Raw genomic sequence first — 14,388 nt, forward strand, 5'->3', positions numbered from 1 at the left:
ACGGTTGCAGGCCTGAGGTCTTCTCATCCAGATCGGCCAGCCCCGTCGGTACGCCCGTAATGCCCGCCGGCGAATCACGGTCATACAGCTCCTGAATGCGATCAACCACCTGCCCCAGGATCGGCTGAATGGCTTGAAAACCGCTGACCGTCCGCGCGCCAGCTTCTGCGATCTCGAACACCTTGGCTTCCGCCTCATCGAGCAGGGTCTTGGCATCCTTGCCCGATGGCGTCAGCGCACTGGCGGCAATATCGTCACCCACGGAAACCAGCTTGCGCAGGATCGCCCGCTCCCGAATGATCTCGCCATAGCGCCGCACGTTCGCCGCCGACGGCGTGCTGTTGGCGATCTCACCGAGATAGGCAAGGCCACCGACATGCTCAGCCTCACCATTCTTCTCAAGGCTCTCGAACACCGTCACCACGTCGGCCGGCTTGCCCATCTCCACCAGCTTGGCGATATGGCGGAAGATGCGCCGGTGATCGTCCCGGTAGAAATCGGCTTCATTGACGATGTCGCCAACACGCTCCCACACTGAGTTGTCGATCAGCAGGCCGCCCAATAGCGACTGCTCCGCCTCGATGGAATGCGGCGGCAGCCGCAGGGAGGACATCACGGGATCTTCGGAATGGCTATCGGATTTGCGCATGGGTCTTCAACAACACAGGAAACCAGTCAGGCTGGCCAGAAAACAAAAAAGGCTGCACGAGGCAGCCTTTTTCATGGGGAGCAGAAGCTCTCCTGACGATCAGTTCTCGCCAACCACCGTGACAGCGATGTTAGCAGTCACGTCGGTATGCAGGGAGACGACGAGCGGGAACTCGCCGACAACCTTCAGCGGGCCTTCCGGCATGCGGACGGCAGACTTCTCGACTTCGAAACCCAGGGCCTTCAGCGCTTCAGCGATGTCAGCGTTGGTCACGGAACCGAACAGACGGCCATCGACACCTGCCTTGCGGGAGATGGTCACGACAGAGCCTTCGAGCTTTTCGCCACGAGCCTGAGCGGCAGCCAGCTGCTCGGCAGCGATGCGCTCGAGCTCGGCACGACGGGCTTCGAACTCAGCCAGGTTAGCGGCGTTGGCACGCTTGGCCTTGCCTTGCGGGATCAGGAAGTTACGAGCGTAACCATCCTTGACCTTGACCACGTCACCGAGGCCACCCAGATTGACAACCTTGTCCAAAAGAATGATTTGCATGCTGTCTCTCCGGAATTACTGATGCAGGTCGGTGTAGGGCAGCAGGGCGAGGAAGCGGGCACGCTTGATCGCGGTGGACAGCTGACGCTGGTAACCAGACTTGGTGCCGGTGATGCGTGCCGGCATGATCTTGGCGTTTTCGGTGATGAAATCCTTCAGGATGTCCACATCCTTGTAATCGATCTCTTCAATCTTCTCTGCACTGAAACGGCAGAACTTGCGACGCTTGAAAAGGCTGCGACCGCCACGGTCGTCCTTACGCTTCATTGCTGGCTTGAATGCCATGATTCATTCCTTCCAAAAATTCGATCGTATCGATGTGCAATACAGGCGTCCGGCTACGCAGGCTTTTGGCGGCGAGAAATCCAACGACATGCGCCGGAGATCCTAGACGGGCACTGGCGAGCAATTTCGCCTTGTCCCCCAGAGCCACAACCTGCAGCTCGAGGCTTACATCCCGCTCCACACCTGCTTCGACCTGCCGGGACCGGTGTTCCAAGCGCCCTGCCAGCACCGGCACACCGCCGGGGGAGTAACGCAAGGCGCCGATCTCGGTCAGGACGCCATCAATCTCAAAACTGTTGCGCTGCGCTTCCTGCAACTCAGGCAGCGGGCTGCTCGGCAGCCGGCTTGGCCTCATCAGCACCGGAAGTCAGGGAACGAGCCTTTTCTTCCTTCATCATCGGCGACGGGGTGGTCACGGCGCGCTTGGTGCGGATGGACAGGTAACGCAGGACGGCGTCGTTGAACTTGAAGCCGTGCTCGAGCTCAGCAATGGTGGACTGATCGCACTCGATGTTCATCAGCACGTAGTGAGCCTTGTGGATCTTCTGGATCGGGTAGGCCAGCTGACGACGACCCCAGTCTTCCAGACGATGGATCTGGCCGTTCTGGGAGGTCACGAGGGAACGATAACGCTCGATCATGGCAGGAACCTGCTCGCTCTGATCGGGGTGAACGATGAATACGACTTCGTAATGCCGCATGGAATCTCCTTGTGGATAAAAGCCCTCCGTCATGCGAACGGTAGGACAAGGTTGCCCGTCGGCGGATAGTAAGAAAACCCTTTCCTATCCCGAGGGAGCCGGCGATGTTGGCACATTAGCGGGCATTTTGCAAGACCCGCCCAGGCCAACGCGGGCTCAGCCGTAGCCGCCCACCCCGCCAAAACCGCCGCCCTTGAAGGAAGCGCAGAGCTCGGACGTAGCCGCCGCCAACAACATTCCATCGACACCGACGGCAATGAAGCGTGCTCCGGCATCCCGGTAGCGGGCAACCAGCTCCCGATTGCCACACAGCACGCCGCCGGCCTTGCCACAGGCCGCGGTACGCCGCAGACCGTCCTCGATGCGCGCCACAATGTCCGGGTGATTCGGCTGGCCAAGCAGGCCGAAGGACGCGGCCAGATCCACAGCACCAAAGAACACCCCGTCGACGCCCGGCACCGCCAGGATCGCATCGAGATTCTCCAGGCCAGTACGGGTCTCCACCTGCACCAGCAGACACATCTGGTCGTTGGCCCGCTCAGCGTAATCGGTGATCCGCCCCCAGCGCGCAGCGCGGGCGATCGAACTGCCGACCCCGCGGATGCCTTCCGGCGGATAGCGCATCGCCTCGACCAGGTGTCGGGCTTGCTCGCCCGATTCGACCATCGGGATCAGCAAGGTCTGCACGCCGGTTTCCAGCAACTGCTTGATCAAAACGTGGTCGCCCTGCGGCGGCCGTACGACGGGCTGCGAATCGTAGGGCGCGATAGCCTGCAATTGCGCGAAGATCGAGCGCAGATCGTTCGGGCCGTGCTCGGCGTCGATCAGCAGCCAGTCGAAGCCGGCGCCGGCGCAGATCTCGGCACTGAAGATCTCCGACAGCCCGAGCCACAGGCCATACTGCAGTTCACCCGCCAGCAGGCGCTGCTTGAAGCGGTTGTTCTGTAATTCCATGCGGTCCCCATCCTTCACACGTTGTTGTCTAATCCAGCCTGCCCGGCAGCTTTACCGCCCGGCGCAAAAAGATCGCAGCAAGGCTTGCCCCTCCAGCTTCGGCAGAGGCCGCGCCAGCCCAGCTGTATCCCGGCATGTGCTTCCTGGCTGATTCGGCACATCATAAGCCACGTCCGGCACCATAAAAAAATCCCCCGCGCGGCGACGGGCCGCGCGGGGGTCAAGCAACGACCGACAAATTCAGGGAGGAGAGGAATAAAGTCGGTCGCGGGAAACGCAAGGGTGAGGCCCGAAACTCACGCGGCGCCCGAGGCCGCCGCCCGGGCTCGCGCTTCAACCTCGTCCTTGCGCAACACACTGGCTGGCTCGCCGCCGATGGCCCAATCCTCGGGCGGGACGCGCCGGCAGCAACCGCGCACCAGCTCACGGCGCACGCCGAGCACATCCACGAGCAGATCGGTGAAGCCCCTCAGCAGGCGCTGGCGCTGCTCCAGCGAGCGCCCTTCGAGCACGATGCAGTCGAACCACGGCGCATGCAGCCCGTTGTGCGCCACCAGATCGCCGGCCACCGCCATCTGCGACGGCCGATGGGGCGTGATGAAGGCACGCACCCGGTCCACCGGCGCATCGAGTACTTCCGCGTAGAAGCGACAAGCGCCGATGAGCAGGCGTTCGTCCTGCTCGGGCGTGCTCATGCCTTCGACGAGATGGAAATTGACGATCGGCATCGGGAGTCTCCTAAGGCAGGCCGCGGCGACGGCCGGAATCGAGCATCAGGCTGGAGCCGGTCATGGAATCCGCCTCGGGGGCGAGCAGCAGCGCCACCGCCCAGGCCACCTGCTCCGGCGTCGTGAAACGGCCGATGGACGAATCGGCGAGCATCTCGGCCAGCACCTCGTCCACCGTGATGCCGCGCAGCGCGGCACGGTCGGCGGCAACCCGGCGCAGGCGCTCGGTGTCGGCCGGCCCCGGCGCAATCAAGTGCGCCGTCACGCCCCGCGCACCGTAGGCCAGGCTGAGCTGGCGCACCACATTCACCAGCGCCGCGTTGGCCACGCCGGCCGCTGCTGCATAGGCCGTCGGCTCGAAGCCGTAATGGCCGCCAATGGCGACAATCCGCGAGCCCGCCGACAGCAAACCATCAACCGCCCGCGTCAGGCGCAGCAGGCCGCCGACCTTGATGTTCACCGCATCCACCATGCTCGCCGTCGGCGCGCTGAGGATGCCGCCCGCCACCGCCACGCCGGGGCCATGCACCACCATCCGCACCGGCCGGTTGACGGCCGCGGCGATGGCCGAGATCGCCGAATCGTCACCGATGTCGGCCACACAGGCCGTCAGGCCGGGCACCCGGTCCTGCAGGGCTGCCAACGAATCAGCGCTGCGGGCGACCGCTACCACGCCGAGGCCGGCAGCCGTCAGGCGGTCCACGATTGCATTGCCGAAGGCGCCGGTGGCGCCGACCACGATGGCCAGTTCTTCTGCCGTATTCATGTTCAGGGGTCCTTTCAACCCGTCAGCACCGTAAGGAAACTCTCACGCACCACGTTGTCCTGCGCGAAGGTCGCGTGGCCCAGTTCGGTGGTGTCCCAAGTGAGGGTCGGCGTATCCGGGTAATGCACGTAGCCGCCGGAAAACACTTCGTTGCGGTTGCCCGACGGGTCGAAGAAGTAGATCGTCGCTCCGCGGGTCACCCCGTGCCGGTTCGGGCCCACGTCCACCGGAATGCGGTACTTGCCGATCAGGTCCGCCGCGTGGATCACGTCGGTCACCGATTCGAGCAGGAAGGACACATGGTGGAAGCGCCCCGGCGTCGGCTGCAGCACGAAGGCGATGTCGTGGGGCGTAGTGGTGCAGCTCAGGAACAGCGCCAGGGACTGGCCGCTCTCGGCGTCGATCAGGCGCTCGCTGAGGTCGAAATCGAAGACCTCGGTGAACAGGCGCGCTGATTCGTCGATGTTCACGCCGCCGAGCAGCGCATGGTCGAGACGGTTGATGCGGAAGCCGCGGATCACGCCCTCGTCCGGCAAGACCCCGGGATTAAGAAGCGGCATGCTGTTGCCGGTCTGCTCCTTATGGGCATAGAGCTGCATCACGTGGCCGCTGGGCAGCGTGAATTGCAGACGCCGCCCGCTCTTCGGGTAGACGCCGGCCTCGATGTGCTCCACCTGCAGGCCGAAAGCGCGGATCTTTGGTTCCAGCGTGTCGAGCGTCGCATCGTCGAAGACCTTGAAGGCGAAGTAGTCGATGCCGGCCGAGTCGGCCTCGCGCAGCACCAGGCAATGGTGGTCGTGCTCGTCCCAGGCCTTGTAGTACACCTGGCCGGCGGCGTCGGTCATCACCTCGTGCAGCCCCATGCGCTTGCCGTAGTGCTCGCGCGCTTCGCCCATGTCGAGCACGCGCAATGCGACCTCGCCCATGCGCAGCAGTCCTCTGAGTGCCATGTTTTTTGTCTCCGTTGAAAGGTGTGGATTGCGGGGCGCCTGCGTGGGCGCCCCGTCGTGGCGGGTATCAGGCGGCAACTTCCTTCAGCAGGCCGCGTTCCTTGGCCATGGTCATCGCGGTGTCCATGATCATGTCCTCCTGGCCGCCGATCATCTTCTTGCGGCCCAGCTCCACCAGGATGTCCCGCGCCGGCACGCCAAAACGCTCGGCTGCCCGCTTGGAATGGAGCAGGAAGGTCGAATAGACGCCGGCGAAACCGAGGGTCAGGGATTCGCGGTCGACGCGGACCATGTGGTCCATCATCGGCACGATGATGTCCTCGGCGGCATCCATCAGCTTGAACAGATCCACGCCGGTGTCGATGCCCATCCGCTCGCAGACGGCGGCGAACACCTCCAACGGCGTGTTGCCGGCGCCGGCGCCGAGGCCAGCCACCGAACCGTCGATGCGGATCGCGCCGGCCTCAATGGCGGCGATGGAATTGGCGATGCCCATGCCCAGGTTGTGGTGGCCGTGGAAGCCGATCTCCGTCTCCGGCTTGAGCACGTCGCGCAGGGCCTGCACGCGGGCCTTCACGTCCTCCGGCAGCATGTAGCCGGCCGAGTCGGTGACGTACACCGTGTGGGCGCCGTAGTCCTCCATCAGTTTGCCCTGCTTGGCGATGCCGGCCGGGTCGTTGAGGTGGGCCATCATCAGGAAGCCGGTGGTGTCCATGCCCAGCTTGCGGGCAAAGGCGATGTGCTGCGGCGAGGTGTCGGCCTCGGTGCAGTGGGTTGCCACATGCACGCTGCGGGCGCCGCAGTCGTAGGCGGACTGCAGCTCGCGCATCGTGCCGAGGCCGGGAATCAGCAGCACCGACACCTTGGCCTGCTTCATCCGCGAGGCCACCGCCGAGATGTATTCCTCGTTGCTGTGGGGTGCGAAGCCGTGCTGCAGGGAGTTGCCGCCCATCCCCGCCCCGTGGGTGACCTGCAGGTAGGGCACGCCGGCGCCGTCGAGGGCAGTGGCGACCTTGACCATCTGGTCGACGCTGATCTGTTCGCGCTTGGCATGCATGCCGTCGCGCAGGCACATGTCGTGCAGGATGACCTTGCGGCCCTTCAGGCTGGATGCGCTCATCACGCCACCTCCATGGCTTGCAGCTTGATCTTTCCGGCGAGGATCTCCTCGGCGAACATCTCGGCGGTGCGGGTCGCCGCCGCAGTCATGATGTCCAGGTTGCCGGCGTACTTGGGCAGGTAGTCGCCGAGGCCGGCCACTTCCATGAACACCGACACGCGGTGCCCCTTCGGCGTCTCGTCGAACACCGGGCCATTCACCAGCCGGTAGCCCGGCACGTACTTCTGCACTTCCTTGATCATCTCCAGCACCGAGGCGGTGATGCGCGCCTCGTCCGGCGCCTCGTCGGTGAGGCAGTAGATGGTGTTGCGCATGATCAGCGGCGGTTCGGCCGGGTTGATGATGGCCAGCGCCTTGCCCTTGCGGGCGCCGCCGACGACCTCGATGGCGTTAGAGGTGGTGTAGGTGAATTCGTCCAGGTTGGCGCGGGTACCCGGGCCGACCGACTTGGAGGCCAGGCTGGCGACAATCTCGGCGTAGCCGACGCTCTGGATGCGCGACACCGCATTGACGATGGGAATCGTCGCCTGGCCGGCGCAGGAGATCATGTTGACGTTCATCTCCAGCTTGTCGGCGTGCTCGCGCAGGTTCACCGGCGGCACGCACAGGGGGCCGATGGCGGCCGGCGTCAGGTCGATCATCAGCACGCCCAGCTCGTTGAGCTTGCGGCTGTTCTCCGCATGCACATAGGCGCTGGTGGCGTCGAAGGCGATCTGGATGTTGTCTTCCATCACGTGGGGCAGGAGGCCGTCCACGCCTTCGGCTGTGGTCTTCAGGCCCATGCTGCGGGCGCGGGCGAGGCCTTCGGATTCGGGGTCGATGCCGACCATCCACACCGGCTCCAGCACCGGGCTGCGCTGGATCTTGTAGATCAGGTCGGTGCCGATGTTGCCGGAGCCGATCAAGGCACAGCGGATCTTCTTCATGCGTTCTGCTCCTGGGCGGCCCGCGCGGCGGCGCGCTGGGCCATGGTCTGTCCGGCGACGTAGAAACCGTCGGTGGCGTGTTCGGTGATCAGGATGCGGACGGTGTCGGCGCTGCAGTCGAGGCTCTTCGCCACCGCCTCGGTCACCGCCGCGGCAACCTTGTGCTTCTGCTCGGTGGTGCGGCCCACCATCATGTGCATTTCGATAATTGGCATGGGGTTCTCCTCGGGCTTATTCGACGAAGCGCATCGACACGCTGCCCAGTTCCTGGAAACGGGCGATCACGCTGTCGCCCGGCTTGACCGCGATGGCCTCGGTGATGCCGCCGCTCATCACGAAACTGCCGGCGGGCAGGCTCTCGCCGAGTTCGGCGAGGATGTTCACCAGCATCGCGATGGCCTCGGCCGGGTGGCCGAGCACCGCGGCGGAGGCGCCCATGGCGACGATCTCGCCGTTCTTCTCGAGCACCACGCCGAGGGTCCGCAGGTCCAGGTCCTTCGCGTAGCGGGCGCGGCCGCCGCCGACGAAGCGGGCCGACGAGCCGTTGTCCGCCACCACGCTGGGCAGGTCGAACTTGAAGCCGGAAAAGCGCGAATCGATGATCTCCACCGCCGGCAACACGTAATCCGTCGCCGCCAGCACGGCGGCGGCGGTGCAGCCCGGCCCCGTCAGCTCGTCCTTCATCACGAAGGCGACCTCGCACTCGACGCGCGGATGGACCAGGTCGGAGGTGGAGATGGCAGCGTTCTCCGGCCGCGCCATGCGGTCGGTGAGGAAACCGATGGACGGCACGTCGACGCCCATCTGCTTCATCTTGGCCTTGGAGGTGAGGCCGGCCTTCCAGCCGACCTGCTTGTGGCCACGGGCGAGGAAGCGCCGGCGCAGCTCCAGCTGCACGGCGTAGCCGTCGCCGATGGTCATGCCGGGATATTCGTCGGTCAGCTTGGGGATGGCGTAGGCGCGGGTCTGCGCACCTTCGACGCGCTCGCACAGGCGGACGATGTCCTCGCGGGACAGGGTGATTTCCATGCTCATACGGCGCTCCTGCCGGAAAATTTGACGCGGCAGCTGCCAAGGCCGCCGACCGTGCACACCAACTCGTCGCCATCGACGACCGGCACCAGCGCCGACTGGGAACCGGACAGGATCACCTCGCCGGCCTTGAAGGGAATACCCAGCTCGCCGAGGGTGTTGGCCAGCCAGGCCACCGCGTTGGCCGGCGAGCCCTGCACCGCCGCACCGACGCCGGTGGAGTGCAGCTCGCCGTTCTTCTCCAGCACCATGCCGGCCAGCGTGATGTCGAGCTTGCGCGGGTCGCCCTTGGTCTTGCCGAGCACATACACGCCGCAGGAGGCGTTGTCTGCCACGGTGTCCTGGATCTTGATCTTCCAGTCGCGGATGCGCGAATCGACGATCTCGAAACACGGCACCACGTAGTCGGTGGCGCGGATCACGTCCATCGCGGTGACACCCGGCCCCCGCAGGTCTTCCTTCAACACGAAGGCCAGCTCGGCCTCGGCCTTGGGCTGGATCAGCGTACCCAGGTCGATCACGTCGCCTTCCTGATAGACCATGCCCGACGTCAGCTGGCCGAAATCCGGCTGAAACACGCCGAGGAAGTCCTGCACCGGCTTGCTGGTCACGCCGATCTTTTTGCCGACGATGGTCTCACCGGCCTCCACGCGGCGCTCGATATAGCGCAGCTGAATGCGGTAGGCGTCGGCAAGGGTGATGTCCGGCTCCTGCTCGAGCAGCGGCGCAATCGTGCGGCGCTCACGCCACGCGTCGTACAGCGCGTCGCCGTAGCGTTGGATTTGTTCTTCGTTCATCTCTCTGTCCTGTGGGGAGTGCGTCAGAGCTTCACGCAGATGTTTCTGGTCTCGGTGTAGAACTCCAGCGAATGCACACCACCCTCGCGGCCGATGCCGGACTGCTTGGAGCCGCCGAAGGGCGTGCGCAGGTCGCGCAGGAACCAGCTGTTGATCCACGTGATGCCCACCTCGACGCGCGCTGCCACACGGTGGGCACGGGCCAGGTTGGTGGTCCAGATCGTCGTGGACAGGCCGTAGTCGGTGGCATTGGCGAGCTGCACGACCTCGTTCTCGCTGTCGAATGGGCGGATGTGGCAGCACGGGCCGAAGATCTCCTCCTGCACGACCGCTGCGCTTTCCGGCAGGCCGGTCCAGATCGTCGGCTGCACCCAGGCACCTTCGGCCAGTTCGGCGGGCATGTCGGGCACGCCGCCGCCGGTCACCACGGTGGCCCCCTCCTCCACCGCCTTGCGGTAGTAGGACAGGACCTTCTGGCGGTGCTCCTGGCTGATCAGCGGGCCGTAGTTGGCGTCGTGGTTCTCCGGGCGGCCGAACTTGACCGCCTCGACCTTGGTCTTCAGCGCCGCGACGAACTTGTCGAAGATCGGCCGTTCCACATACACCCGCTCGGTACCCAGGCAGACCTGCCCGGTATTGAGGAAGGCCGAGCGGAAGATGCCGTCCACCGCCGCGTCGAAATCCGCGTCGGCGAAGACGATCCCGGCGTTCTTGCCGCCGAGCTCGAAGGACACGTCGCGCATGCCGTTCGAGGCGGCCTTCATGATCGCCGAGCCAGTGCGCGTCTCGCCGGTGAAGGTGATCGCGTCGACGCCCGGATGCTGGGTCAGGAATTCACCAGCGGAATCCGGCCCGAAACCGTGGATCACGTTGTAGACGCCCTTCGGGATGCCCACCGCGTTCATCACCTCGCCGAGCAGCGCCGCCGTGTGCGGCGACTCTTCGGACGGCTTGACGATCACCGTGTTGCCACAAGCCAGCGCCGGACCGACCTTCCAGGTCATCAGCAGGAAAGGCGCATTCCACGGGCTGATCACGCCGATCACGCCCTTGGGCACGCGGATCGCGTAGTTCAGCGCACCGCGGCCGTCCGGCGTGGACATCTGGAAGGACTCCGCCGGCACGTTCTTGACCATGTCGGCGAAGACCTTGAAGTTGGCCGCGCCGCGCGGAATGAACACCTGCCGCATGACGTGGGACGGCTGGCCGGTGTCGGCCATCTCGGCGGCGACGAAGTCCTCGAAGCGGCGGGTGATCTCGTCGGCCACGCCGTACAGCAGGTCGACGCGCTGCTCCAGCGTGAGCCCGCCCCATTCCCCGTGGAGGGCCGCCCGCGCGGCCTGCACGGCCGCATCCACCTCGCCGCGGCCAGCCTCGCTGATCCGCGCGATGACCCGGTTGTCCACCGGCGAGCGCTTCTCGAAGGTCTTGCCGCTGAGGCCGGCGGTGTATTCGCCGCCGATGAAATTCTCGATGAGACGCATGCTTACCTCGGTATGTTGTCTGGATGCCATCCGGGCTGAGCCGGTATGGAAGCCAGTCTAAGAATGGCACCCTATACCGTCCAATACTTTAGTTCTGAGTATCGAATACCTTTTAGGTATCAAAATCGGCGCGAGAAATCGGCGCCCCACGCGCCGATCCACTCAGATCGCCTTGAACAGCGGGCTGCGCACCTGCTGGGCGTCGGCCGCGGAGATGAACTTCTCGGTGTAGATATCCCGCTCGAACAAACGCCCCTGCATCAGCGTGGTGATGCAGGCCTCGATCATCAGCGGCGGGCCGCATAGATAGGCCTTGTTGCCGCGGAAGTCGTTGTCGAAGGCGGCCTTGGCGGCCTCATGCACGAAGCCGCGGAAACCACTCCAGCCGGAGCCTTCCGGTTCGTTCGACAGGGCCGGCACGTAGCGGAAGTTGGAATGCTTCTCGGCCAGCGCCAGGAAGTCGTCGTGGTAGTACAGCTCGTCCCGCGTGCGCTGGCCGTACACCAGCGTGATCGGCAGCTCGAAGCCCTCTTCCAGCAGATCGAGGATCATCGAGCGCGGGCTCGACAGGCCAGAACCGCCGGCCATGAAGAGCACCGGCACCTGGGCCGACTTCTTCACGAAGAAGCGCCCGTAAGGCCCGCTGATGCGGACCTTCTCGCCGGCCTGCATCTTCTCGTGAACATAGGTGGTGCCCTGCCCGCCCGGCACGATGCGGATATTGAGCTCCACCTCGCCGTCCGACGACGGCGCACTGGCGATGGAGAAGGCCCGGCTGCCGAGACCGCCGGGCAGCTCGAGGTTCACATATTGGCCAGCCTGGAAGCGCATCGGCTCGTCGAGCTTGATCCACACGCCCTTGATGGTCGGCGTGAGGGACTCGATGCGCGTCACGGTGCCGTCGAAATCCCGCACCGGCAGGTTCTCGGCGTCCGGATCTTCCTCGATCTCCGCCTCGATCACCAGGTCGCTCTGGGCCGTGGCGCAGCAGGCCAGGCACTTGCCCTCGTCCCGCTCGAAGTCCATCAGCGCGAAGCTGGACGCTTCGCCGTGCTCCACCTCGCCGTCGCTCACCTGCACCTTGCAGGTGGCGCACAGGCCGTGGCAACAGGCGTGGGGCAGATAGATGCCGGCGCGCAGTGCGGCATCGAGGATGGTCTGCCCCTCCTCGATCTCGATGGTCTGACCGAGGGGTTCGATGGTCAGCTCATAGCTCATTACGCACTCCTCAGGCCGCCGCCGACAGGCTGTTGAGGCCGACCGTGCGGAAGCGCAGCTGGTCCTTGTGGCCGATGCCGTTGTCCGCCAGGCTGGCGTCGAAATCCGGCGTCCACGGCTGGTTGTCCTTCAGCCATTCGACCTTCGTCCAGTCGAGGGCCGCGGCGTCCGGGTCAGCCTGCACCAAGGCCGTCAGCGGGCCTTCGACGAGGTCGCGGAAGCGCGTCTCGGGCGGCAGGCACAGCAGGAAGGGCGCGGCGAACAGCAGGTGGCGGTCCCAGCTGGCGTACACGATCTGCTTGCCGCCGAAATTTTCCACGCTGTCGCGCGGCACGCCGATGTATTCACGGATTGCAGCTACGGTCATTTGAGTCTCCTCGTCGCGTCGGGGGGGGCCGGGGCCGGCCGCCCCGAGCGGTCTGTCTTATTGGTTGGTGGTGGCCAGGCCGCGCCAGGCTTCGAAGTTCTGCTGGTCCTCGGAGCCGGCGTAGTCGCCGTTGTCCTTGCCATCGCGCAAGCTGACCCACTCCATCCAGGCACCCAGATCGCCGTTGATCGGTGCCTGGAACAGCTGCGGCATCGGCAGCCAGGCCTGCACGTATTTCTCCGGCTCGTTGTCGAAGACGTTCTTGCAGCCGTCGGAGCAGAAGTGGTACTTCTGGCCGTTGTAAACGCTCTCCCGGTGGCAGGTCAGGGTCGGGTCGTCCGGCTCGGTGAACACGGTCGGCAGCTGGCAGCACTGGCATAGCTTGGCGAGGCCGTAGTTCTTGAACGGCGTACCGGCGTCGGCCAGCTTCTTGATGTGCTTCCAGCGCGGGCGGTAGTACTTGTCGAAGGTGTCCGGATACTTGGCGGACAGCCAGTTCATGTCGTCCTCGGACGGAATCCAGCTGTGGAAGGCGGTGCCGAAGCTCCATTGGTACAGGCCCAGCATGAACTGGTGGGACATGTGGTCGATGGCCTTCTCGGCGTCGTCCCAGCCCTTCGGCGGCTTGATGCCGTAGCGCGCCAGGTCCTTGAACAGCGCGCCACCGTTCTCCACGCCGTAGATGTCCCAGGCTTCGCGCCAGGACATCACGCGCTTGGGCAGCATGTAGTCCATCATCGTACTGACCAGGCCGAGCACGCGGAAGCCGCGCCAGAACCATTTGTCGATCCAGTTCTGGACGATGGGCAGGTTGTCCGGGTCCTGTTCGAGCATGAACTTGATGCACTCCAGGCCCAGCGTCATGTGGCGGGCTTCGTCGGACTGGGCCGAGAAGCCGAAGGTCACCGTCGCCATGTCGCCGTTGTAGGCCGCGCCCGACATGAAGGGCACGAACAGCAGGTTGGTCAGCACATACTCGAAGCTGAAACCGATGGCGATCATGAACTCGAAGGGCCCGGCCGACATCGCGTCGTCGAAGAAGGAGCGCGCCACCGAGGTGTACCAGATGCGGTCGCGGGTGTCCGCGAAGGCATGGAAACCGTTGTAATACCGGTTGTAGTTGGACATCGCGTGGATCTGCGTCTGGGCGTGGCGGATCTCGTCGATGGCCTGCATCTGGCAGGCAACCTGGGTACCGACGCCGGGAAACTCGCGGCCGACGCGGGCGAAGCCCTTGTGGGCGGCGTATTCGCCGGGGCTGATGGCCTGCAGGAAGATCTTCAGCGCCGACAGGTAGCGCGCGTCGGTGAGGTTCAGGTGGCCGTTGTTCTGGGCGTGGGCGTCGATGATCGCGTAGAACTTGCGCTCCTTCTCGGCCTGATATTTCCAGTAGGCATCCATGGTCAGGCGGAAGGGGTCTTCCCACTTTTCCCAGTCATGGATCTTGATACCCTCGTAGCCGACGTAGGGGAACACGTCCTCCTTAGTCTGGTAGGTGGTATCCCAACCCAGGTCGCGGGTCATCAACTTGTACTTCTCTTTCAGACCAAGCTTCTTCTTGGCGACTTTCATATCCATGGCGGTCTCCTCTTTCAGCTGTTCCAGCTCAGGGTCAGGGTTTCGTCGTCTTCAACCACGTTGCCGGTGAGCGAGATCAGGTTGATGTGCAGTTCCTGCAGATCGAACTCGCGGCCGAGCTGCTCTTCGATCGTCGATTTGCGGATCACCAGGCGTCCCGGGGCATCGATCTTGACCATCGCCGGCTGGCGATTGACGACTGCCTGGGGGTTGTCGATCTCGATGGCCTCGATGATCGGGCGGGTTTCCTCGTTGGCCTGGAGGGCAATGAATACGGTAGACAT

General features: G+C 64.6%; 19 protein-coding genes (1 of these 19 running past the window's edge). All 19 read right to left on the bottom strand.

Annotation, left to right across the window (positions count from 1 at the left end):
* Nucleotides 1-649, bottom strand: the 5' end (the start) of a protein-coding gene (gene dnaB / locus AC1PQG_RS20825; protein ID WP_481119661.1) for a replicative DNA helicase. The gene continues 755 nt to the left of window position 1, outside the view; the window shows 649 of its 1,404 coding nt (coding positions 1-649); its start codon is at nucleotides 647-649; its stop codon lies off the left edge, out of view.
* Nucleotides 650-748: 99 nt separating this feature from the next.
* Nucleotides 749-1,198 carry a 50S ribosomal protein L9 gene (gene rplI / locus AC1PQG_RS20830; RefSeq protein WP_481115802.1) on the bottom strand — a complete coding sequence of 150 codons (450 nt, stop codon included), beginning with the start codon at nucleotides 1,196-1,198 and terminating at the stop codon, nucleotides 749-751.
* Between the two features lie 15 nt (nucleotides 1,199-1,213).
* Complete coding sequence (rpsR, locus tag AC1PQG_RS20835) at nucleotides 1,214-1,483, bottom strand: 30S ribosomal protein S18 (RefSeq protein WP_153162030.1); 270 nt, start codon at nucleotides 1,481-1,483, stop codon at nucleotides 1,214-1,216.
* Nucleotides 1,455-1,799, bottom strand: coding sequence for a primosomal replication protein N (gene priB, locus AC1PQG_RS20840; protein WP_481119662.1), 345 nt, complete (start codon nucleotides 1,797-1,799; stop codon nucleotides 1,455-1,457). Before priB ends, rpsR begins: the two co-directional genes overlap by 29 nt.
* A 1-nt stretch (nucleotide 1,800) precedes the next feature.
* Nucleotides 1,801-2,184, bottom strand: coding sequence for a 30S ribosomal protein S6 (gene rpsF / locus AC1PQG_RS20845; protein ID WP_481115804.1), 384 nt, complete (start codon nucleotides 2,182-2,184; stop codon nucleotides 1,801-1,803).
* 156 nt (nucleotides 2,185-2,340) lie between these two features.
* Nucleotides 2,341-3,138, bottom strand: coding sequence for an aldolase/citrate lyase family protein (locus AC1PQG_RS20850; RefSeq protein ID WP_481119663.1), 798 nt, complete (start codon nucleotides 3,136-3,138; stop codon nucleotides 2,341-2,343).
* A 296-nt stretch (nucleotides 3,139-3,434) separates the two neighbouring features.
* Nucleotides 3,435-3,866: a tautomerase family protein gene (locus AC1PQG_RS20855; RefSeq protein ID WP_481119664.1), complete on the bottom strand. Its 432-nt coding sequence runs from the start codon at nucleotides 3,864-3,866 to the stop codon at nucleotides 3,435-3,437.
* A gap of 10 nt (nucleotides 3,867-3,876) precedes the next feature.
* Nucleotides 3,877-4,632, bottom strand: coding sequence for an SDR family oxidoreductase (locus AC1PQG_RS20860; protein ID WP_481119665.1), 756 nt, complete (start codon nucleotides 4,630-4,632; stop codon nucleotides 3,877-3,879).
* A 14-nt stretch (nucleotides 4,633-4,646) separates the two neighbouring features.
* Nucleotides 4,647-5,582 (bottom strand): catechol 2,3-dioxygenase, encoded by a 936-nt coding sequence (locus AC1PQG_RS20865; RefSeq protein WP_481115808.1) that lies wholly within the window; start codon nucleotides 5,580-5,582, stop codon nucleotides 4,647-4,649.
* A gap of 67 nt (nucleotides 5,583-5,649) precedes the next feature.
* Nucleotides 5,650-6,702, bottom strand: a complete 1,053-nt coding sequence (gene dmpG, locus AC1PQG_RS20870; protein WP_481119666.1) for a 4-hydroxy-2-oxovalerate aldolase — start codon at nucleotides 6,700-6,702, stop codon at nucleotides 5,650-5,652.
* Entirely contained in the window at nucleotides 6,702-7,628 is a 927-nt protein-coding gene (locus AC1PQG_RS20875) for an acetaldehyde dehydrogenase (acetylating) (protein WP_481119667.1), read from the bottom strand. The genes dmpG and AC1PQG_RS20875 overlap by 1 nt, the downstream gene beginning before the upstream one ends.
* Entirely contained in the window at nucleotides 7,625-7,843 is a 219-nt protein-coding gene (locus tag AC1PQG_RS20880; protein ID WP_481119668.1) for a tautomerase family protein, read from the bottom strand. Before AC1PQG_RS20880 ends, AC1PQG_RS20875 begins: the two co-directional genes overlap by 4 nt.
* Before the next feature lie 16 nt (nucleotides 7,844-7,859).
* Nucleotides 7,860-8,663, bottom strand: coding sequence for a 2-oxo-3-hexenedioate decarboxylase (dmpH, locus tag AC1PQG_RS20885; RefSeq protein WP_481119669.1), 804 nt, complete (start codon nucleotides 8,661-8,663; stop codon nucleotides 7,860-7,862).
* Nucleotides 8,660-9,457, bottom strand: a complete 798-nt coding sequence (dmpE, locus tag AC1PQG_RS20890) for a 2-oxopent-4-enoate hydratase (protein WP_481119670.1) — start codon at nucleotides 9,455-9,457, stop codon at nucleotides 8,660-8,662. The genes dmpH and dmpE overlap by 4 nt, the downstream gene beginning before the upstream one ends.
* A 23-nt stretch (nucleotides 9,458-9,480) precedes the next feature.
* Nucleotides 9,481-10,941, bottom strand: a complete 1,461-nt coding sequence (locus AC1PQG_RS20895; protein ID WP_481119671.1) for a 2-hydroxymuconic semialdehyde dehydrogenase — start codon at nucleotides 10,939-10,941, stop codon at nucleotides 9,481-9,483.
* 162 nt (nucleotides 10,942-11,103) lie between these two features.
* Entirely contained in the window at nucleotides 11,104-12,159 is a 1,056-nt protein-coding gene (locus tag AC1PQG_RS20900; protein ID WP_481119672.1) for a 2Fe-2S iron-sulfur cluster-binding protein, read from the bottom strand.
* Between the two features lie 10 nt (nucleotides 12,160-12,169).
* A complete protein-coding gene (locus AC1PQG_RS20905) occupies nucleotides 12,170-12,526 on the bottom strand; it encodes a phenol hydroxylase subunit P4 (RefSeq protein WP_481119673.1) in 357 nt (118 codons plus the stop codon).
* Nucleotides 12,527-12,583: 57 nt separating this feature from the next.
* On the bottom strand, nucleotides 12,584-14,104 hold the full coding sequence (locus tag AC1PQG_RS20910; RefSeq protein WP_481119674.1) for an aromatic/alkene/methane monooxygenase hydroxylase/oxygenase subunit alpha: 1,521 nt from the start codon (nucleotides 14,102-14,104) through the stop codon (nucleotides 12,584-12,586).
* 14 nt (nucleotides 14,105-14,118) lie between these two features.
* On the bottom strand, nucleotides 14,119-14,388 hold the full coding sequence (locus AC1PQG_RS20915; protein WP_481119675.1) for an MmoB/DmpM family protein: 270 nt from the start codon (nucleotides 14,386-14,388) through the stop codon (nucleotides 14,119-14,121).

The organism is Zoogloea sp. GDB6, assembly GCF_056724105.1.